The sequence below is a fragment of the Pantoea conspicua genome (genome assembly GCF_002095315.1).
In the GTDB taxonomy this organism is placed as follows: domain Bacteria; phylum Pseudomonadota; class Gammaproteobacteria; order Enterobacterales; family Enterobacteriaceae; genus Pantoea; species Pantoea conspicua.
Window position 1 is genome coordinate 1 of the sequence record NZ_MLFN01000038.1, and the last position, 19226, is coordinate 19226.

A 19226-nucleotide genomic window follows, 5' to 3' on the forward strand; every position below is an offset into this window, starting at 1 on the left:
GCCCCATGAACACTAAAATCATCAGCGTCATTAGTGGCACCGTAACGAAAGCTGAATACAACAAGACGATGGGATATTACGTTGAAGTTACCGGAAATGCCGGGGTAAAAACACGCTATCTCCATCTCAATAAAATCCTTGTCATAAAAGATCAACGCGTGAGGCAGGGTTCCAGCATCGCATTATCCGGAAACAGTGGTCGTTCTTCCGGCCCACACTTGCATTACGAACTGCTAATGAATGATAAACCGATAGATTCTTTAGCCTTCCAGCCTAAATCGGGGTCGGAAAAACTGGATAAACATGTCTATGCTCACATTCAGCAATATGAGCAGTATCTGGATTAATTGACGCGTGAATAGCGAAAAATAAAGGGAACGAGGCTGAAATCTTCGTTCCCTGTATGTGACCCCAATTACGCTTTGTGTCGACGTAACCAGATTAATTTATAGGCTGCCGGGATAATAAACATCGACAACAGCGGCGCGGTGATCATCCCGCCAATCATTGGTGCAGCAATGCGGCTCATGACTTCAGAACCCGCACCAGTGCCCCACAGAATCGGTAACAGGCCAGCAATAATTACCGCTACGGTCATCGCTTTAGGTCGAACACGGAGTACCGCACCGTGATAAAGCGCATCATCGAGTCCTGCTGGCGTGAATGTGGCCGGATCAGTCAGCTTAGGATCTTCCTCAATTGCATGACGTAAATACATCAGCATTACGACCCCAAACTCTGCGGCCACCCCTGCCAGTGCGATAAAGCCCGTTCCTGTTGCGACGGACATATGGAAGCCCTGCCAGTACAGGAACCAGATCCCACCAATCAGTGCAAATGGCAGACTCATCAATATCAGCAAAGCCTCATCGAAACGTCTGAACGCCAGGTACAACAAAACGAAGATAATCATAATGGTCATCGGGACCATCAACTTCAGTTTCTTGTTTGCGTGCTCCAGTAATTCGAACTGTCCTGAGAATGAGATACTGGTACCGGGCTTAAGTTTGACTTTTTCACTGATGACCGTTTTGAGATCATTCACCACTGAAACCATGTCACGGCCGCGCGCATCGATGTAAATCCAGCTTGCAGGGCGGGCATTCTCTGTTTTCAGCATGGTTGGGCCTGAGATAATCTTCACGTTTGCCACATCGCCCAAAGTAATTTGTTGCTTCATTGGGGTCAATATTGGTAGCTGCCTCAGTGCGTCAGGGCCATCGCGGAAGCCCTGAGGGTAGCGGATGTTTATTGGATACCGTGCGACACCTTCAACGGTTTCACCTACCATTGCCCCCCCAATGGCCGAGGAGACGAACAACTGAACATCACCGACCGTCATACCATAACGGGCTGCTTTCTCCCGGTTGATATTAACATCGATATACCGCCCGCCCTCCAGACGCTCTGCAAGTGCTGAGAACACGCCTGGAACCGTTTTGGCGACTTCTTCAATACTTTGTGCAGTAGCATCGATATCAGCCAGCACAGTGCCTGATACTTTGATGCCAATAGGACTTTTGATGCCGGTGGACAACATATCAATGCGGTTGCGGATAGGTGGAACCCAGAGGTTAGCGAGCCCAGGTAAGCGAACCGTCGTATCGAGCTCATCAATGATTTTGTCCAGCGTCATTCCTGGACGCCATTGATCCTGGGGTTTCAACTGAATGGTGGTTTCCACCATTTCCAACGGTGCAGAGTCTGTTGCGGTTTCTGCTTTACCCGTTTTACCAAACACAGAAGCCACTTCAGGGACTGTTTTGATCAGTTTATCGGTGGTTTGTAGCATAGCTGCGGCTTCGGCTGGTGAAATACCTGGAAGTGTTGAGGGCATATACAGCAAATCGCCTTCGTTAATATTCGGCAGAAACTCTCCCCCGACCTTACTCAACGGCCATATCACGGTAAATATGGACAGGGCAGCAACGACCAGCGTTAATTTTGGCCACTTAAGAACCTTAAGCAGCAATGGATGGTACATTTTTATCAGAAAGCGGTTCAGTGGGTTGCTCGTTTCGGCCGGGATTTTTCCTCTGATCCAAAAACCCATCAGAATAGGAATAACCATTATCGCCAGCGCCGCAGATCCCGCCATGGCATAGGTTTTAGTAAACGCCAGTGGTCCAAACAGGCGTCCTTCCTGCCCCTCAAGGGTAAAGATAGGAATGAAGGAAAGCGTGATGATAAGCAGGCTGATAAACAGAGCCGGGCCCACTTCCACCGAAGCGTCAGTTATCACTTTCCAGCGCGTTTCGTTATTTATTTGTTCACCTGGGTGACGATGTTCCCATTCTTCAAGCCGCTTGTGCGCGTTTTCTATCATGACAATGGCGGCGTCCACCATCGCCCCTACGGCGATAGCAATGCCTCCCAGAGACATAATATTGGCATTCATCCCCTGGAAGTGCATGACGATGAATGCAATACACAACCCAAGCGGAAGTGAAATGATGGCAACCAGGGCAGAACGCAGGTGCCAGAGGAACAGAGCGCAGACCACCGCGACCACAATAAATTCTTCAAGAAGTTTGTGGCTAAGGTTTCGATTGACCGGTCAATAAGCTGGCTGCGATCATAGGTTGTCACCACTGACACACCTTCCGGCAGGCTGCTTTTCAGACTTTCAAGTTTGTCCTTAACCGCAGAAATTACTTCTCGCGCATTCTTACCTGAACGAAGAATAACCACACCACCCGCCACTTCACCTTCACCATTGAGCTCCGCAATTCCACGGCGCATTTCGGGTCCAATTTGAACGCGGGCGACATCTTTCAGGTAGACCGGTACGCCGTTTGCTCCTGATTTGAGCACGATATTGTTGAAGTCATCAATAGATTGCAGATAACCGCTGGCTCGCACCATATATTCAGCTTCAGCCATTTCGACAGAAGAGCCACCTGCTTCCTGGTTTGATGATCCCAACGCTTGTTTTACGTCAGACAGACTGATGCCGTACTGGGCCAGTTTCATCGGGTTTATCTGGATCTGGTACTGTTTTACGACCCCACCAACAGAAGCCACTTCTGCGACATTGGGAATGGTTTTCAGCTCGTATTTCAGGAACCAGTCCTGGAGTGAGCGCAATTCCGCAAGGTCATGCTTGCCGCTGTGGTCTACTAACGCATACTCGAAGATCCAGCCCACACCTGTCGCATCCGGGCCTATTTCGCTACTGACGCCTTCAGGCAACTTAACCTGATTCAGGTATTCCATGACGCGTGAACGGGCCCAGTACAGATCGGTACCATCTTCGAAAATAACGTATACATAGGAATCGCCAAACTGAGAAAATCCACGCACCGTTTTAGCACCAGGTACGGAAAGCATGGTGGTTGTGAGTGGGTAAGTGACCTGGTTTTCAACGAGCTGTGGTGCCTGCCCCGGATAGCTGGTTTTAATAATGACCTGTACATCGGAGAGGTCAGGTAAAGCATCAACTGGCGTATTGATTATAGTCCAGGTGCCCCAGACACTCAGGAACAGGGCGGCCATCATCACCAGAAAACGGTTAGCGACGGAGCGCCGGATAATCCATTCAATCATCGTTTTCTCCTCAGTGGCCTGCATGCTCGTTTGCTGGCGGGTTCGTCATCTCGGGTACCATCGACGCCGGTTTATCTGTATGACGCATACGATCTAACGCACCGGTAATGTTCGCTTCCGAGTCAATCAGGAAAAGGCCATTGACGACCACTGATTCACCTTCTGCCAGACCCGAGCCGATCCCTGTCTGGTCTTTTGACTCATGCAGTACTTGGATTTTTTTAGGCACGAACCGACCCTCACCATCGACGGTAATGACACGCTGTTCATTGCCGGTATCAATAATGGCCTGAGAAGGGATAAGCAACATTTCCTGGCTTTGAGTGTCGAGCTTCAGGTAGGCATTCATGCCGGGTTTGAGTAGCTCTTCTTTATTGTCAACCTGAAGTCGAACCTGGAGTGTTCGGGTGGTTTGATCGAGACTAGGAAGCGTACTCCATTTCTCGATAGTGAATGTTTTTCCCGGGTAGGCGGGTACAGAAACTTCAAACTGAGAGGAATCTTTCAGCAGATAAGCGATTGATTCAGGTACCGCAGCACTGATCCACACGGGGTCCATCCCCTGAATCTGGGCCACGACTTTGTCTTTTGAAATATTCATACCGGTTCTGAGATCAAATGCAGTGATGACACCATCAATCGGCGCTTTAATAGTGAAGCGAGTCTGAATGTTCCGTGAGTTGCGTAAGCGCTGAATGTCCTCTTCAGACATACCCGCAAGGCGAAGACGTTCTAGCACGCCTTTTATTTGCCCCGCTGAGCCACCCGTGCCAGACAGCAACAGGTACTCGCTTTGTGCCTCTACCCATTCAGGAATAGTGATATCAACCAGGGGAGCGCCCTTTTTCACGTTGTCACCAATGGTCAGTGGGTAGACTTTTTCGATAAACCCCTCTGAACGGGCCTGAACAATGACAAACTGATATTCGTTAAAACTGACATTGGCCGGAAGAGTTTGCGAATAGGTCAGGCGTCCGGTGCGGGCTTTTTCTGTCTTAAGCCCCAGATTCTGGACCTGGGTCGGATCAATACGGATACCCTGGCTATTGTCGCTCCCACCCTCATCGGCATATTTCGGCACCAGATCCATATCCATGAACGGTGATTTACCGGGCTTGTAGAATTTAGTATCGGGTTTCATCGGGTCATACCAGAACAGCACTTTACGTTCTGTTGATTGCGTTTCCGCTTTCTTCTCAGAAATCAAATAATGATAAACACCAACGGATATCACGCCTCCAATGATAAGACTGCTGATAATCATTGCAGTATATTTCAATTTTAAAGCACCCATATCTATTCCTGATGAGGCATTATAAAAACAGTTTAATTATCCGGAGGAGTCTTTTAAAAACGATAAACCAGTCTGCCATAAATGATGTCAGGCTGAAAAATAAAGACTCGTCAGGCGTTAATCAGGACTGGTTGGTTTTAATGTCCTGTAGCATGGATATATTGCCTTGCTGCACAAAAGTGAAGTCCACTTCACTGCCGACTTTCAGTGAAGCGATGCCTGAGTCCAGTGTCATAAAGGTGAAGCGCATACTCATGGCAGGCCAGCCAACAGCGGGGATGGCTTCATGGGAAATTGTGATTTTTTTATTAGTCAGATCAATCTCTTTTACCACCCCTTTGCTGCTAATAACTTGCTGCTGTGCAGGTGCCTCAGAGGCCATTTTCATCTCCCCCATATCGGCATGTTTCATTTCACTCGCGTAAACGCCTGAAGCCATCACAACAGAGAAGAGTCCAAATAAGGCGAATTTTGTTGAATGATGCATTTTAATTACTCCTGAGTTTTGTAAGTTAAAAGGTTATGCCGCCCATCCACCACCCAGTGCGGTGAACAGATTAATTTCATTGACTTGCTGCGAATATTTCAAATCCAGAATAGATTGTTGAGTCGAAAATAATGCTCGCTCAGCATCGATAACTTCGAGATAGCTCACTGCACCGCTGGAATATAAGCCTCGGGCACGCTGTAGTGTTATCTGAAGCGAGTCAAGATAACGAAGCTGTGCGGTTATTTGCTTGCTGATTGTTTCACGTAATGAAAGCGCATCAGCAACCTCCTTAAAAGCGGTCTGAATTTTTTGTTCATAGCTGACGACGGATTGTTGCTGGCGAACCTCCGCCAGTGTCAGGTTGGCTTTATTGCGGCCTGCATTGAAGATGGGTATCTCAATTTTAGGCATAAAATTCCATATGCCGCTGCCAGCACTAAACAGACTTGAAATATCCGAGCTGCTTCCTGAAATCCCGCCGGTTAATGAAACAGAGGGGAAAAAAGCGGCACGGGCAGCGCCAATATTGGCATCAGCGGCTTTAAGTGCATGTTCGGCCTCCATAATGTCCGGTCTTTGCAGCAGGATTTCAGAAGACAAATTTGTGGGAAGTTTTACTGGATTAACGTCCGCTGCTGCGACACGTTTATCATCAGGTAGTTTGTTATATTTACCGACAACCAACTGAAGCGCATTGTTTGCCTGCGCAAGCTCACCTTCTCTTTTGGCAATGTCGGCTCGAGTGCTTTCAATCAGCCCTCGCGCTTGTTCCAGCGCCAGTACGTTAGTACTGCCGGTGATGAGTTGCTGTTCAACAAAGGCATAAGATTGCTGATAGTTCTTCAGCGTTTCTCGGGCGATATGCAGCTGTTCGTAAGCCAGTCGCTGGTTGAAATAATTCTGTGAAACATTGGAAACGAGCAGAATATGCACCGCACGTTGCGCCTCTTCACTGGCAAAGAAATTCTGGCGGTCAGCCTCACTCAGGTTCTTCAGCTTGCCAAAAAAATCCAGCTCAAAGCTGACATCAAGTCCGGTGTTATATTCCCGGGTTGTGGCATTCTCACCGTTTAGCCCCCCCTTGTAGTTGGCCGCTAAAGAGGTATTCAACTGCGGATATCGGTCCGCATCGGTGACGTTATACTGCGCTCTGGCTTCTTGGACTTTCAGGGCTGCCATTCTGAGGTCCCGGTTGTTTTGTAATGCTTCTTCAATCAATAACTTTGCCTGAGGATCGGCAAAAAAGGTGCGCCAGCCTGTATCCTGGTAACCTGCTGTTGCCGGAACCAGTGAGTTTCTGGAGAGAGAGAATTGCTGTGGAACCGGGGATTCAGGGCGCTGGTAGTCAGGCTCAAGCGAAGTACACCCTGCCAGAATGAACAATGTCGTGAGCGTTAATTTTTTGAATTTGAACATGTCGCTGTTTGCCTGGCAGAGTGGGTGAAGATGTTGATGAACACATTACCGGAGCAACTCTGTTGGGTGAGTGACAGGATAATGACAAAGCTGTCATTTAACGGATAATTCGTTGATATCAGTCTGTTGCTCACTAGAATGACGACATCACATCAATGTGCATGCAGGAGGGAACATGAAAATTTTAATCGTAGAAGATGAAGTAAAAACAGGCGAGTACCTCAGTAAAGGGCTGACGGAATCAGGTTTTATCGTCGATCGGGCGGATAATGGATTGACCGGTTACCATCTTGCCATGACATCTGATTACGAACTGATAGTGCTGGATATCATGCTGCCTGACGTCAACGGCTGGGAAATCGTCAGGATGTTGCGGATGGCAAATAAGGGGATGCCTATTTTGCTTCTGAGCGCCCTGGGCACTATCGAGCACCGTGTTAAAGGCCTTGAGCTGGGCGCTGATGATTATCTGGTGAAACCTTTTGCCTTTGCAGAACTACTGGCGCGAGTCCGGACGCTGTTACGACGAGGCTCTGCTGTCATTGCTGAAAGCCAGTTCCAGGTTGCAGATTTGACACTTGATCTGGTGTCCAGAAAAGTGAGCCGGAAAGGGATTCGCATCTCATTGACCAGTAAGGAGTTCACTCTGCTGGAATTTTTTATCCGCCACCAGAGCGAGGTACTTCCGCGCTCACTTATCGCTTCGCAGGTCTGGGATATGAATTTTGACAGCGATACCAATGCCATTGATGTGGCGGTTAAGCGCCTGCGCGCCAAGATTGACAATGATTTTGAACCTAAGTTAATTCAGACTGTGCGTGGTGTGGGTTATGTTCTTGAGGTGCCCGATGAGGAGAAATAGCCTCAACCGTCGACCTTTCTCTCTCGCCACCCGACTGACCTTCTTTATTAGTCTTTCGACTATTATCGCATTCGTGGCATTTACGTGGGTTATGCTGCACTCGGTAGAAAAACACTTCGCTGAAAAAGATATCAGTGACCTGAAACAAATTAGCATCTCGCTGGAAAAGATACTTAGAGCTCCCGACGCTTCTGAACAACAGAAAACAGAAACAATCAGCAATATTATGGAAACCTACCATAATATTTCAGTATTACTTCTTGATGGGAATAAACAGGTGCTTTATCGCTCCATTGATGGCCCTGATCTTACACCTGCACTCCCCCCTGAAAATGCCCGACAGCCAACTGACTCAGAGGATATTTTTATCTTACCTAATGATGGGGAAAGCGTGGGTATGCATTCGGGTAGTCAGATGAGGAATATGACCTACCGCGTGATGACAACTTCCGTGAAAAAAACAGATAATACAGCATCTTCAGCCTATACATTACTGACAGCGCTTTCAATTGATTATCACCAGCACTATATCGACCAGCTAAAGCGCAATCTTATTGCCATAGCCTCAGTCATCAGCCTCATGATTATTTTCATTATATTATTTGCGGTTCACACCGCGCACCAACCTTTACGCAATGTCAGCCGGAAAATAAAAAGTATTTCCTCTGAGAATTTAGATGTCCGGCTTGATTCAGACCGTGTCCCCATTGAACTGGAGCAACTTGTTATTTCGTTCAACCATATGATTGAGCGGATTGAGGATGTCTTTACACGGCAGGCTAATTTCTCAGCAGATATCGCGCATGAAATACGAACCCCTATTACCAATCTGGTTACGCAGACTGAAATTGTGTTAAGCCAGACGCGTACAGATGAGGAGCTGAAAGACGTCCTGTATTCTAATCTTGAAGAATATAACCGGATGGCGAAAATGACCAGTGATATGCTATTTCTGGCACAGGCTGATAATAACCAGCTCATACCTGAAAGGGCGATGATAGACCTCCGGAGTGAAGTCATTAAAGTATTCGATTTTTTTGAGGCCTGGGCGGAAGAACGCGAAGTCAGTCTCAATGTTGAAGGTAGCGCATCTCGCGTTGAGGGCGATCCGCTGATGCTACGGCGTGTCATCAATAATCTCTTATCGAATGCTATTCGTTATACACCGCAAAAAATGACGGTAACCGTCCATGTCAAAGAACATCCTCAATGGGTTGATTTAATTGTTGAAAACCCTGGTACACCGATCCCTGAAGAACATCTGTCACGGTTGTTTGATCGTTTTTATCGTGTTGACCCATCAAGGCAACGAAAAAGTGAAGGGAGTGGCATTGGCCTTGCCATCGTAAAATCCATCGTGAATGCACACAAAGGAAAAATTAGTGTGACTTCGGATACTGTTTCAACCTGCTTTATTATTTCGCTTCCCGTAACAGCACCCGATCAATGCTAACCGAAAGACAAACAGCTATCCGTTGTTTGTCTTTTATTTCAAAATATTCAGCATATGACATATTTGTCATTATTCTGTCACGCATTCAACAGAACCCCTTCCTTATAATCTCTCTCAACAGATGATTCAGATGCTCTGAACATTTATCGCTTACACTTGAGGGAAAGACCATGAAAAAAATTCTAATTGCCGCCACTTTTGCTATGACTTTTGCTTCCTCTTCCTGGGCCGCAGAAAACATTAATGTGCACGGCCAGGTTAATAATGCCCAGGCACCGGCACATCAGATGATGTCAACCGATCAAAAATCAACGGTGAACGGTTCTGAATCCACAATGATGGACATGAACCAGCATGAGAAGGCGACTGTTGCTCATGAATCCATGAATAACAGCAATTCAAACGCCCATCAACAAATGGCGGATGAGCATAAAAAAATGATGGGTAATATGAATCAAGCGGGTGACACTACAGCGAAACCATTTTCAAAAATGAATGAGCATGAAAAGGCCGCGATTGCGCATGAAACAATGAATAATGGTCAGTCAGGTACACACCAACAACAGGCTGAAAAACATCGTAGTATGGAATCATCTAACTGATTGAGCTGCAATGAAACAGTCAGTTACCTCCTGACAGAGCCAACAGAGAGTATAAACAATCGGGAATTAATCCTGGGCAGGCTGATGTGTTTCGTGTTTTTTCAAGCGGAAATAGGTTGCCCGGGAAATACCGGTTTTCTCCATCACAATTTTGGCGGGCAGTTTTTGAACAATAAGTTCTCTGGCGATGACGGATTTTTGATGTGGTTTACGCCCGAATTTAACCCCAGCTTCCAGAGCAGCAAGCCGCCCTTCATTGGTGCGTTCCAGAATGCGTTCACGCTCAGCCTCGGCCACAGCAGCCAGTATCTGAATCACCATTTTCCCCATAGTACCTTCTGTACTCAGTCCATTCTCCAGAAACCGTATAGCGATCCCCTTTTTATAACAGGCATCAACAATGTTGATCATATCAGCGGTATTACGTCCAAGTCGGTCCATTTTGGTACACATGATGATGTCGTCTTTTTCCGCACGGGCAAGCAGCCTTTGTAAACCGTCGCGTTCGTCTGTCGCTCCCGACATTATGTCAGTAAAAATCCGATCATCTCTGACCCCTACAGATTTTAGTTCCGTAACTTGCGCCGTCAGTTTTTGATGGCTGGTTGATACCCTTGCATATCCCAGTAATGCCATATTGATCTCACAAATCGATATTGATACTGAGTAGTATCATAAGGCATAAATCATGATTTTTGATACTCACGTTTAATATCATTTTCAGTAGTCTCAAAAATTATAATATCTGAGACTGTCAAAAATAGAGCAGATCGCCAGTTTACGAAAGGATGCACAATGAGTGATGATTTTCTGACCAGAGAACAGACAGAAAACTACGGTCGCTATGTGGCAGAGCCAAATGAGGTTCAACTGGCCCGATATTTTCATCTGGATGAGCGTGACCTTGCTTTTATTAATCAGCGACGGGGAAAACATAACCGTCTGGGGATTGCACTTCAACTGACTACGGCGCGCTTCCTGAGAACATTTCTTCCTGATCCCCTTCAAATTCCCTCATTCATCCGTTTTTACATTGCGGCACAGTTGAACATCAGCCGACCAGAGATTCTTTCCCGATATGCTGAAAGAGAAAATACCCGCTGGGAGCATCAGGGCCTTATCAAGCTCTATTATGATTATCATGATTTTGGTGATTTCCCCTGGACATTCAGACTGAAGCGTTTGCTCTATACTCGCGCCTGGCTCAGCAATGAGCGCCCAGGTCTGCTGTTTGATTTTGCTACCGCATGGTTGCTGCAAAATAAGATCCTGTTACCCGCAGCCTCGACTCTGACAAGGTTGATTGGCGAAGTACGTGAACGGGCAAGTCGACGATTGTGGCGAAGGCTGGCTTTGTTGCCTGACAGCTGGCAGAAAGCACAACTGGGGGGTTTACTTGAAATACCTGAAGGGCAGCGTATATCGGTGCTGGAGGAGATACGAAAAGGTCCTTTCACTATCAGTGGACCGTCATTTACAGACGCCCTGGAGCGATATACCCGACTGCGTAGCATGGAGTTTTCCCGGCTGAATTTTTCCGGTCTGCCTGCCATCCAGCTGCGGAATTTGGCCCGTTATGCCGGAATGGCGTCGGTGAAATATATTTCAAGAATGCCTGAGGAACGGCGACTGGCCGTGCTTACTGCGTTTGTGAAAGCGCAGGAAATTTCGGCGCTTGACGAGGCCGTGGATGTGCTGGATATGCTTATTCTGGATATCACGCGTTCTGCGAAAAATATTGGGCAGAAAAAGCGGCTCAGGACCCTGAAAGATCTTGATCGTGCCGCGCTATTACTGGCACGGGCATGCTCGTTATTACTTGATGAGAACACCGATGAAGCAGCTCTGCGGCAGGCTATTTTTCGCCGCATACCAAAGGACAAACTGGCTGAATCCGTCGGTAAGGTAAATGAGCTGGCGCGCCCGCAGGATACTCACTTTCAGGATGAAATGGTGGAACAATATGGACGGGTGAAGCGCTTTCTGTCCGCGATGTTACGTGACTTACACTTTCAGGCTGCCCCGGCCGGGGAGCACACGTTGTCAGCAATCCATTATCTGGCCGAACTGAGTGGCTCAAAAAAGCGAATTCTCGACGATGCACCAGAGCAAATCATTTCCGGCCCCTGGAAACGTCTGGTCTACGACAGAGATGGCAGGATTCTACGAGCGGGTTACTCGTTGTGTCTTCTTGAGCGCCTTCAGGATTCTTTGCGCCGTCGTGATCTCTGGCTGGAGAACAGTGACCGGTGGGGGGACCCGCGTCAAAAAATTGCTTCAGGGAGCTGAATGGCAGGCACAACGGATCCCGGTATGTCGGGCGCTGGGTCATCCATCAGACGGAACTAAAGCATCAGAACAACTGGCTACGCGGCTTGATGACACATGGAAATCAGTGGCTTCACGTTTTGCCTGCAACGCAGCGGTCAGCATAAGCAATGAAGGTAAGCATCCCTCACTGACGATCAGCAGTCTGGATAAACTGGATGAGCCACCGGCACTGATACAATTGAACCGTCGGGTAAGAGAACTGATCCCACCCGTTGATCTGACTGAGCTGTTGCTTGAAATAGATGCCCGAACCGGTTTTACCCGCGAATTCAGCCACGTCAGTGAATCAGGTGCACGGGCGCAGGATCTCCAGGTCAGTCTGTGCGCAACATTGCTGGCGGAAGCCTGCAATATAGGGCATGAACCTCTGATAAAGCATAATATTCCCGCGCTTACTCGCCATCGTCTGAGCTGGGTTAAACAAAATTATCTCAGGGCAGAAACGCTGGTTAGCGCTAATGCACGGCTGGTTGATTTTCAGTCCACGCTGCCGCTCGCGGGGTACTGGGGAGGTGGGGAGGTTGCCTCCGCAGATGGTATGCGTTTTGTCACACCGGTTAAAACGGTTAATTCCGGACCAAATCGTAAATACTTTGGTTCAGGACGCGGTATCACCTGGTACAACTTCGTCTCAGATCAGTACTCCGGTTTCCATGGCATTGTCGTTCCCGGTACGCTTCGTGATTCCATCTTTGTACTGGAAGGGCTTCTGGAGCAGCAAACCGGGCTGTGTCCGGTAGAAATTATGACGGACACGGCAGGATCCAGCGATATCATTTTTGGCCTGTTCTGGTTACTGGGCTACCAGTTTTCCCCTCGTCTGGCCGATGCAGGTGGGGCGATATTCTGGCGGGCAGATAAAATGGCCCATTATGGTGCCCTGAATGAGTTGGCCCGGGGATGTGTTGAACTTTCAAAAATAGAATCCCAATGGGATGAAATGATGCGAATGGCGGGTTCACTGAAGCTTGGGACCATCCATGCATCAGAGCTTATTCGTTCACTGTTGAGAAGTAGCCGACCATCTGGTCTGGCTCAGGCGATTATGGAAGTGGGCCGGGTCAACAAGACTTTGTATCTTCTCAACTATATCGATGATGAGGATTACCGGCGTCGGATACTCACTCAGCTCAACCGGGGAGAAGGACGGCATGCAGTGGCTCGAGCCATTTGCTACGGACAACGTGGTGAGATTAGAAAACGCTACCGTGAAGGTCAGGAAGATCAACTGGGTGCTCTGGGTCTGGTGACCAATGCGGTTGTGCTGTGGAATACACTTTACATGCAGGAGGCGTTGTCACATCTTCGCAAATCAGGGGAAACGCCTGAGGGGGAGCAACTGGCAAGATTGTCGCCGCTGATACATGGCCATATAAATATGCTGGGGCATTATACGTTTTCGTTACCAGAAGATATTTTGAAGGGCGAGTTAAGACCGTTAAATTTCAATACAAACAATGAATTAACCTCTTAACGTGGTTTTTTACATCATTGGACCGCGAACCCCTATAACGTTTTTATGCATTTGATGGTTAGCCTGCTTTCCTTTGAACTTTCCTTGCTCAACAGCTTTTTTAATACCCTCTTGCTGCCTGCGTCTGCGATCCTGATAGTCCTTACGAGCTATAGCTGCAAGCATATCTAACATCATTGCATTTATTGCTCTGAGCATAGCAGCAGTAAAGTCATCACTTCTCTGGTTCTCCAGCGCGGCGTAACTGGTTGGTAGATCCAGACTTACTATCGACAGACTTTTACTGTTAATCAATTCCTTGAGTTTTATCCAGCCAGCATCATCAAGACGAGATAGCCGATCTACCTGCTCAATCAGTAAGGCATCCCCTGGCGAGGCATTTTCAAGTAGCCGCATAAGTTCGGGCCGCTGAAGTGAAGCACCAGAAACATTTTCTACATACCAGCTTGCTACACGATGGCCGCGCTCAGCTACAAATTGCTGCAGGCTATTTTTAGCACGCTCGGCATCTTGTTGCCGGGTCGATGCGCGAAGGTACGCAAAAATGTACATTTTTCAAGTAGCCATGACTTATAGATGATGACTTAAAGCCTAAAACGTCAAATTTATGACTATGACATTAGAGTATACTCAAATGACATAATAAAATGATAACAACTGCAATATTAACCGGTAGAATTCACACAAAAACATCTCGTTTTTTTATTTGTGTTTTATAATTTTGATAATATTAAAAACAAGATTCCCTTTAATAAGGTTATCAAAATAAAATATGAAGTTGGTTGATTGAGGTACGATTATTTAAACACGGTTACCCCTGAATATCAGTTGGTGATAATCAGGCTTTAACATAGTGGCGTCAGATATATCTACATGATGACGCTGGAAAATTAAACCGGTTTAGCTGAGCGTATAATGGATGTGAGCTTACTGAAGGGTTCTTTGAGCAGAACCCTTCAGAGCATTTATAAAGCCGGATGACCGTTATTTTTTCAGCCACGCTTCCATGTGCTCTATCTCACTTTTCTGTGCCTTGATGACATCTTCTGCCATCTTCTTCATTTCCGGATCTTTCCCGTATTTCAGCTCCGTTTCAGCCATGGCAATCGCGCCCCTGTGATGCTCGATCATGCCTTTGGCAAACGCCCTGTCAGCGTCCTGCTCCTTCAGGGCATTCATCATGCTACTGTGCATCTTTTGCATACCTGACATGTACTCTTTTGAGGCCGGAGACATGCTCATCTCATGCGTCATTTTTGAGGCCGGTTGCTGAGCCATAACCGCAGCCGGCAGGACAAACAGCAGGGAGGCAAGAATCATATGCGGTTTTTTCATAAGGTAACTCCTTTATAGGTAAGATATTTACTTCAGGTTTTCCCGGGCATCCTTTCATATGTCCGGGAACATAACCTTGATACAGAGCAGTTCAAATCATGAAATTTTAGCCCGGAAAGTTTTGTTGTTACGGTCCCTCTGTTGCCGGCATGATGGCCGTGAACGTAATGACATTATCATTCACGGCTACCTGCAGATCGCCTTCATGGGCCAGCAAAATGGACCGCGTAATAGAAAGACCGAGTCCCGCGCCATCCGTATTATGCTGCCTGGATGCATCGCCCCGGTAAAAACGGTCAAACAGTCGGCCCAGACTTTCCGGTGCAATATCTTCTGTGTGATTGGAAATATGTACAAAGGCCCTGTCCGAGTTATGCTCTGCTGATACGGATATGGCAGAGCCCGGCAGAGAATATTTTATGGCGTTGGTGATCAGATTACTCAGCGCACGACGCAGCATCAGGCGATCGCCTCTGACGAGAGCATCACCTTTAAGCTTCAGCGTTTTATGACTTTCACCAGCAAGAGGCTCAAAGAAATCAATCAGTTCTTCGAGCTCTTCGTGTAATGAGACGTTCTGCTTCTCCAGTATCATCAGGCCATTTTCTGACTTCGCCAGAAAAAGCATGTCGCTGCTCATTCTTGCAAGCCGGCTCAGCTCTTCCAGATTAGAGAAAAGTACCTCCCGGTAACTGGCTGCATCACGATCCCGGGACAGGGCAACCTGCGTCTGCATCATCAGGTTACTGACAGGCGTACGCAGCTCATGGGCAATGTCCGATGAAAACTCAGAAAGGCGCCTGAAGGATTTCTCCAGCCTTTCAAGCATGCTGTTGAATTCAGCCGCGGTAGCCATCAGCTCGGCCGGCAGATGGCGCGCAGGAAGACGTTTACTGAGGTTGTTGATGGTGACAGCGGAGGCCAGACGGTTTAATTCATTCAACGGCTTGAGACCCATCCTTGTGACAAACCAGCCCAGTAATACCGAAATGAACATCAGCCCGCCATTGAACCAGAGCAGCCATTTTTTGAGCTGGCTGATAAATTCATCATGAAAGCCGGTATCATAAGCGGCTGTGATCAGGACATCATGTTGTCCGCCTGCTTTCTGCGCACTGATTTTTCTGACAATAACATTATAACGCCAGCCTTCATCCTCTACTGTCTGCATCGTATCCGGATATGCGGCTTCGCTGGCAAAACGTCCGTAAGGAAGCGGAAAACCGGGCGAGGAATAGTCGGCAAGTAACCTGTTATCCGACGTTTTAATCGACAGATACAACCCGCTGTGACCTACCATGGCATCGGCAACCTTGCGTGCAAGCGAAGCACTGTCTGGCTGCCCGGAATCAGCTTCACTTTCCAGTAGTTCGGTTGCCAGCTCAAGCTTTCCTGTCAGCAGTGCGGCATCCTGATGGCGAAAATAGCTGCTCAGGGCAGTAACAAGCAGGACGCTGGAAAGAAGCCAGGCAGACATCATTACACCGGCAAATATCACGCTCAGCCGTGTAGTCAGGGACCAGTTACGCTTCACTCTTCACGTATCTCCAGAACATAACCGATGCCCCGCACGGTATGAATGAGCTTTGGCGTAAAGTCGTCATCTACCTTGCTGCGAAGCCGCCTGACGGCAACGTCAATGACATTGGTATCGCTTTCAAAATTAATATTCCAGACCAGGGAGGAAAGCAGGTTTCTTGGCAAAACCTCTCCGGTTCGCTGTAACAACAGCTCAAGCAGCACAAACTCTTTTGTAGACAGGTGAATTTTTTTCCCGACCGGCTCACGGTCCGGCGGGAGGCGTCCATGATCAGATCTGCAATGCTGTGGTTTCCTGAAGCCTGTGTACGGTTACGCCTGAGCAGCGTGCGGATGCGGGCCAGAAGCTCGGCAAAATCGAAAGGTTTTAGCAGGTAATCATCCGCGCCCAGATCGAGCCCTTTAATTTTTTCGCTGACGTTATCTCTGGCCGTCAGGAACAGGACGGGCTCTTCGTGGCGTGCCATGCGCATCTGCTGCAGGATATCCCAGCCATCCATCGAGGGCAGCATGACATCCAGGATTATCAGGTCATAATGCTGACGCAGAATGTGCTCCAGGCCCTGACGCCCGTCGTTCACCAGGGTCACGTCATAGCCTGCTTCCTGGAGTCCCTGCTTCAGGTAAGTACCGGTTTTCAGTTCATCCTCAACAATCAGCATGGTTGTCATGGTGCGTTTTTCCTGCAGTTAATTGTTACTCCATACCGGTGCCAGGGGACAGGGTGCCCAGCCAGGCGACAATGGCCAGTATCAGTACCGCTACGGTAAATTCTGTAATAATGCTTTTACGCATCAGTGCAATACCCGCCTTATAGTGGCCCTGAAGCAGGGCATTTTCCAGCTTTGGCGCAAGCCGGAAGCGGTTGGCAGCAGCCAGCAATAACATCAGAAAAAACAGGGCAGTCTTTATTACCAGCAGCAGGCCGTAAATGCTTCCCGGCAAAGTGCTCAGTGGCTTTTCTGTGATGAGCACGAAATTAACTACTGCCGTGATCACGATGCTTATCACAATAACCGTGCCGGCACGGGAAAACCCCGTTAATGCCCCGGACAACTGCAGTGCATAAGCCGCTTTACTGGCTTTTTTTATACTCAGCAGAACGGTAAAAGCCGTCAGGGCTCCTACCCAGGCACCGGCTGCGGAAAGATGAACAATATCGCTCAACAAATGGACGTAATAGCTCACACCGTCATTCATGGCTGCATGACCGCCCCATGCCAGGGTCGCCAGCGCAGTACCGCCTGCCAACATCAAAACATAACGTGAAAGTACGGCATTCCTAAGCCGCAGACCGAGCCCGATAAAGGCGATGGCCAGGGCAACGAGCCGGACGACCCAGCTCATGCCAACAGCGGTCTCGCCGACCACCATTTCAATAATGTGCAGAGTCAGCTCACCGGGGTCACTGACGCCGCTCATGGACTGGGCAACCAGCAGCATGTTTGCCAGTGACAACACAATCCCGGCAGAAATGAGCGTGAAAAAGAACGACCAGACGCTGAACAAAGATACCGGTTTTTTCAATACGCCTTTCAGGGCATAAAGCTCAAATAAAGGCAGGCCAAAAAGAACCATAAGATCAAGGTAAAGAAGAAACCGGATGACAATAAAAGTCTGATCGTTCATGGCATTACTTCACGCTAAAGCTGTAGTTGCCGGTACGGGGATGTGTGTCAGATGACACTGCACGCCATTCCACCTTATAAGTCCCGGCGGGCAGCGGTTTTGCCGGCGTGATAATCATGGTTTTGGGATCGCTGCCGGCCGCAACTTTAGCTGAAACAGGCATTGGCGCATGCGATGACATGCCCGGCATGGCAGTCATTATCAGACGTGCGCCAGAGAATTTGGTCACCAGATTTTCGGTGAAGTGAAGCTCTACCTTTGAAGGAGCCGCTACCTGTGCCTTGTCTGCAGGCACTGATGAAGCCAGTTCAGGATGCGCCTGGACAGCGAAAGCAGTGACAGAAGCCACAACAGCGATGAAATACTTAGCAGATGAATGTTTCATTATAATACCTGTCTTGTTTAAATTAACTGCATCAGAACCACATGCGTGCCCCGAGAAGGAAACGCACTTCGTTATCTTTTTCTTCTTCACGGGCAGCCATATCTGCGGTATTACCGTAAAGCTGGCTCCAGGAAACCCCGACGTATGGAGCAAACTCACGTTTCACCTCGTAGCGAAGGCGCAGTGAGAGTTCCGTACTGGACAGGCCCTTACCGGTTTCACGCGCTTCATCATCTTTCCCGTAAATACTGGCTTCAAAGGAAGGCTGCAGGATCAGACGGTTGGTCAGCAGCACATCGTAATCCGCCTCCAGCCTCAGCGCAGTTCGCCCCTTCTCGCCGGCAAATGCTGTCAGCTCGGTTTCAAAATTGTAAAGCGCCATTCCCTGCAGGCCGGCGGCAAGCCAGGTCTGGGGCTTTCCGGGCCTGAAATCCTGTCGGGCCCCGGCAACCACATCCCACCAGGGCGTAATGGCATGTCCCCACAGTGCCTGCACTTCTGCGGATTCAGCTTTACCGTCGCTGGTTTCGCCTTCGCTGCGGATCCAGAGCCGGTCGATGTCACCCCCAATCCAGCCGCTCACATCCCAGTTAAACCCGCCAGGATCGTTGTTTTTCTGCCATTCCAGCTGATCGGCAAGCAGAAAATAATTCACGCTGCTGTCATGAATTTTATGACCGTGGACATCCGGAAATGCCGCCTTACGGTCAGCCTCGGTAACCGGCGGGATGGGCGTTCTGCTTTCTGCTGGCGCAGCGGGTTGCATGGACTCCATACCATCCATCGGCTCCATCCCGCCCATAGCAGGATGATCCATCCCTGACATATCATGCTGCGGCATGTTATGCGCTGGCGCGGCATAGACGGGTG

The 19226-nt window shown here is 48.5% G+C and carries 14 protein-coding genes and 3 pseudogenes; 5 read left to right on the forward strand and 12 right to left on the reverse strand.

Going from position 1 to position 19226, the window contains the following annotated elements; translation table 11 throughout:
* A partial coding sequence (locus HA41_RS13355) for a M23 family metallopeptidase (protein ID WP_143807332.1) occupies positions 1-347 on the forward strand: 347 nt, incomplete at its 5' end.
* A 68-nt stretch (positions 348-415) separates the two neighbouring features.
* Here the strand turns inward: HA41_RS13355 and HA41_RS13360 are convergent.
* The 4 genes and pseudogenes from HA41_RS13360 to HA41_RS13375 all read right to left on the reverse strand — a co-directional run bounded on the left by HA41_RS13360 (position 416) and on the right by HA41_RS13375 (position 6746).
* A pseudogene (locus HA41_RS13360) lies at positions 416-3546 on the reverse strand (CusA/CzcA family heavy metal efflux RND transporter).
* Between the two features lie 10 nt (positions 3547-3556).
* On the reverse strand, positions 3557-4840 hold the full coding sequence (locus HA41_RS13365) for an efflux RND transporter periplasmic adaptor subunit (protein ID WP_094121201.1): 1284 nt from the start codon (positions 4838-4840) through the stop codon (positions 3557-3559).
* Between the two features lie 121 nt (positions 4841-4961).
* On the reverse strand, positions 4962-5327 hold the full coding sequence (cusF, locus tag HA41_RS13370) for a cation efflux system protein CusF (RefSeq protein WP_094121202.1): 366 nt from the start codon (positions 5325-5327) through the stop codon (positions 4962-4964).
* Positions 5328-5360: 33 nt separating this feature from the next.
* Positions 5361-6746: a Cu(I)/Ag(I) efflux RND transporter outer membrane protein gene (locus tag HA41_RS13375; protein ID WP_094121203.1), complete on the reverse strand. Its 1386-nt coding sequence runs from the start codon at positions 6744-6746 to the stop codon at positions 5361-5363.
* A gap of 175 nt (positions 6747-6921) precedes the next feature.
* Here HA41_RS13375 and HA41_RS13380 point away from each other — a divergent pair, with 175 nt between their 5' ends.
* From HA41_RS13380 to HA41_RS13390, 3 genes are all read left to right on the forward strand, one after another.
* Positions 6922-7608 (forward strand): copper/silver response regulator transcription factor, encoded by a 687-nt coding sequence (locus HA41_RS13380; RefSeq protein WP_094121204.1) that lies wholly within the window; start codon positions 6922-6924, stop codon positions 7606-7608.
* Positions 7595-9061, forward strand: coding sequence for a Cu(+)/Ag(+) sensor histidine kinase (locus HA41_RS13385; protein WP_094121205.1), 1467 nt, complete (start codon positions 7595-7597; stop codon positions 9059-9061). Before HA41_RS13380 ends, HA41_RS13385 begins: the two co-directional genes overlap by 14 nt.
* A gap of 170 nt (positions 9062-9231) precedes the next feature.
* Positions 9232-9663, forward strand: coding sequence for a copper-binding protein (locus HA41_RS13390; RefSeq protein WP_094121206.1), 432 nt, complete (start codon positions 9232-9234; stop codon positions 9661-9663).
* A gap of 66 nt (positions 9664-9729) precedes the next feature.
* On the opposite strand, the gene HA41_RS13395 is transcribed toward HA41_RS13390, so the two are convergent.
* On the reverse strand, positions 9730-10299 hold the full coding sequence (locus HA41_RS13395) for a recombinase family protein (protein WP_094121207.1): 570 nt from the start codon (positions 10297-10299) through the stop codon (positions 9730-9732).
* Positions 10300-10458: 159 nt separating this feature from the next.
* Here HA41_RS13395 and HA41_RS13400 point away from each other — a divergent pair.
* Positions 10459-13468, forward strand: a pseudogene (locus tag HA41_RS13400) (Tn3 family transposase).
* 9 nt (positions 13469-13477) lie between these two features.
* Here HA41_RS13400 and HA41_RS13405 read toward each other — a convergent pair.
* From HA41_RS13405 to HA41_RS13435, 7 genes and pseudogenes are all read right to left on the reverse strand, one after another.
* A complete protein-coding gene (locus HA41_RS13405; protein WP_031374867.1) occupies positions 13478-14020 on the reverse strand; it encodes a recombinase family protein in 543 nt (180 codons plus the stop codon).
* Between the two features lie 432 nt (positions 14021-14452).
* On the reverse strand, positions 14453-14803 hold the full coding sequence (copM, locus tag HA41_RS13410) for a CopM family metallochaperone (protein ID WP_031374866.1): 351 nt from the start codon (positions 14801-14803) through the stop codon (positions 14453-14455).
* A gap of 127 nt (positions 14804-14930) precedes the next feature.
* Positions 14931-16337 carry a heavy metal sensor histidine kinase gene (locus HA41_RS13415; protein ID WP_031374865.1) on the reverse strand — a complete coding sequence of 469 codons (1407 nt, stop codon included), beginning with the start codon at positions 16335-16337 and terminating at the stop codon, positions 14931-14933.
* A pseudogene (locus HA41_RS13420) lies at positions 16334-17013 on the reverse strand (heavy metal response regulator transcription factor). The gene HA41_RS13415 and the pseudogene HA41_RS13420 overlap by 4 nt, the downstream one beginning before the upstream one ends.
* A gap of 25 nt (positions 17014-17038) precedes the next feature.
* Positions 17039-17971, reverse strand: coding sequence for a copper homeostasis membrane protein CopD (gene copD / locus HA41_RS13425; RefSeq protein WP_094121208.1), 933 nt, complete (start codon positions 17969-17971; stop codon positions 17039-17041).
* Positions 17972-17975: 4 nt separating this feature from the next.
* Entirely contained in the window at positions 17976-18356 is a 381-nt protein-coding gene (gene copC / locus HA41_RS13430) for a copper homeostasis periplasmic binding protein CopC (RefSeq protein ID WP_046289581.1), read from the reverse strand.
* 31 nt (positions 18357-18387) lie between these two features.
* Positions 18388-19197: a copper resistance protein B gene (locus tag HA41_RS13435; protein ID WP_143807333.1), complete on the reverse strand. Its 810-nt coding sequence runs from the start codon at positions 19195-19197 to the stop codon at positions 18388-18390.
* Positions 19198-19226: the final 29 nt, after the last annotated feature.

What these genes read in the sequence shown, in the direction of transcription:
- HA41_RS13365 (WP_094121201.1), bottom strand. Translation starts at nt 4,840, where the DNA reads ATGGGTGCTTTAAAATTGAAATATACTGCAATGATTATCAGCAGTCTT.
- cusF (WP_094121202.1), bottom strand. Translation starts at nt 5,327, where the DNA reads ATGCATCATTCAACAAAATTCGCCTTATTTGGACTCTTCTCTGTTGTG.
- HA41_RS13375 (WP_094121203.1), bottom strand. Translation starts at nt 6,746, where the DNA reads ATGTTCAAATTCAAAAAATTAACGCTCACGACATTGTTCATTCTGGCA.
- HA41_RS13380 (WP_094121204.1), top strand. Translation starts at nt 6,922, where the DNA reads ATGAAAATTTTAATCGTAGAAGATGAAGTAAAAACAGGCGAGTACCTC.
- HA41_RS13385 (WP_094121205.1), top strand. Translation starts at nt 7,595, where the DNA reads ATGAGGAGAAATAGCCTCAACCGTCGACCTTTCTCTCTCGCCACCCGA.
- HA41_RS13390 (WP_094121206.1), top strand. Translation starts at nt 9,232, where the DNA reads ATGAAAAAAATTCTAATTGCCGCCACTTTTGCTATGACTTTTGCTTCC.
- HA41_RS13395 (WP_094121207.1), bottom strand. Translation starts at nt 10,299, where the DNA reads ATGGCATTACTGGGATATGCAAGGGTATCAACCAGCCATCAAAAACTG.
- HA41_RS13405 (WP_031374867.1), bottom strand. Translation starts at nt 14,020, where the DNA reads ATGTACATTTTTGCGTACCTTCGCGCATCGACCCGGCAACAAGATGCC.
- copM (WP_031374866.1), bottom strand. Translation starts at nt 14,803, where the DNA reads ATGAAAAAACCGCATATGATTCTTGCCTCCCTGCTGTTTGTCCTGCCG.
- copD (WP_094121208.1), bottom strand. Translation starts at nt 17,971, where the DNA reads ATGAACGATCAGACTTTTATTGTCATCCGGTTTCTTCTTTACCTTGAT.
- copC (WP_046289581.1), bottom strand. Translation starts at nt 18,356, where the DNA reads ATGAAACATTCATCTGCTAAGTATTTCATCGCTGTTGTGGCTTCTGTC.
- HA41_RS13435 (WP_143807333.1), bottom strand. Translation starts at nt 19,197, where the DNA reads ATGCCGCAGCATGATATGTCAGGGATGGATCATCCTGCTATGGGCGGG.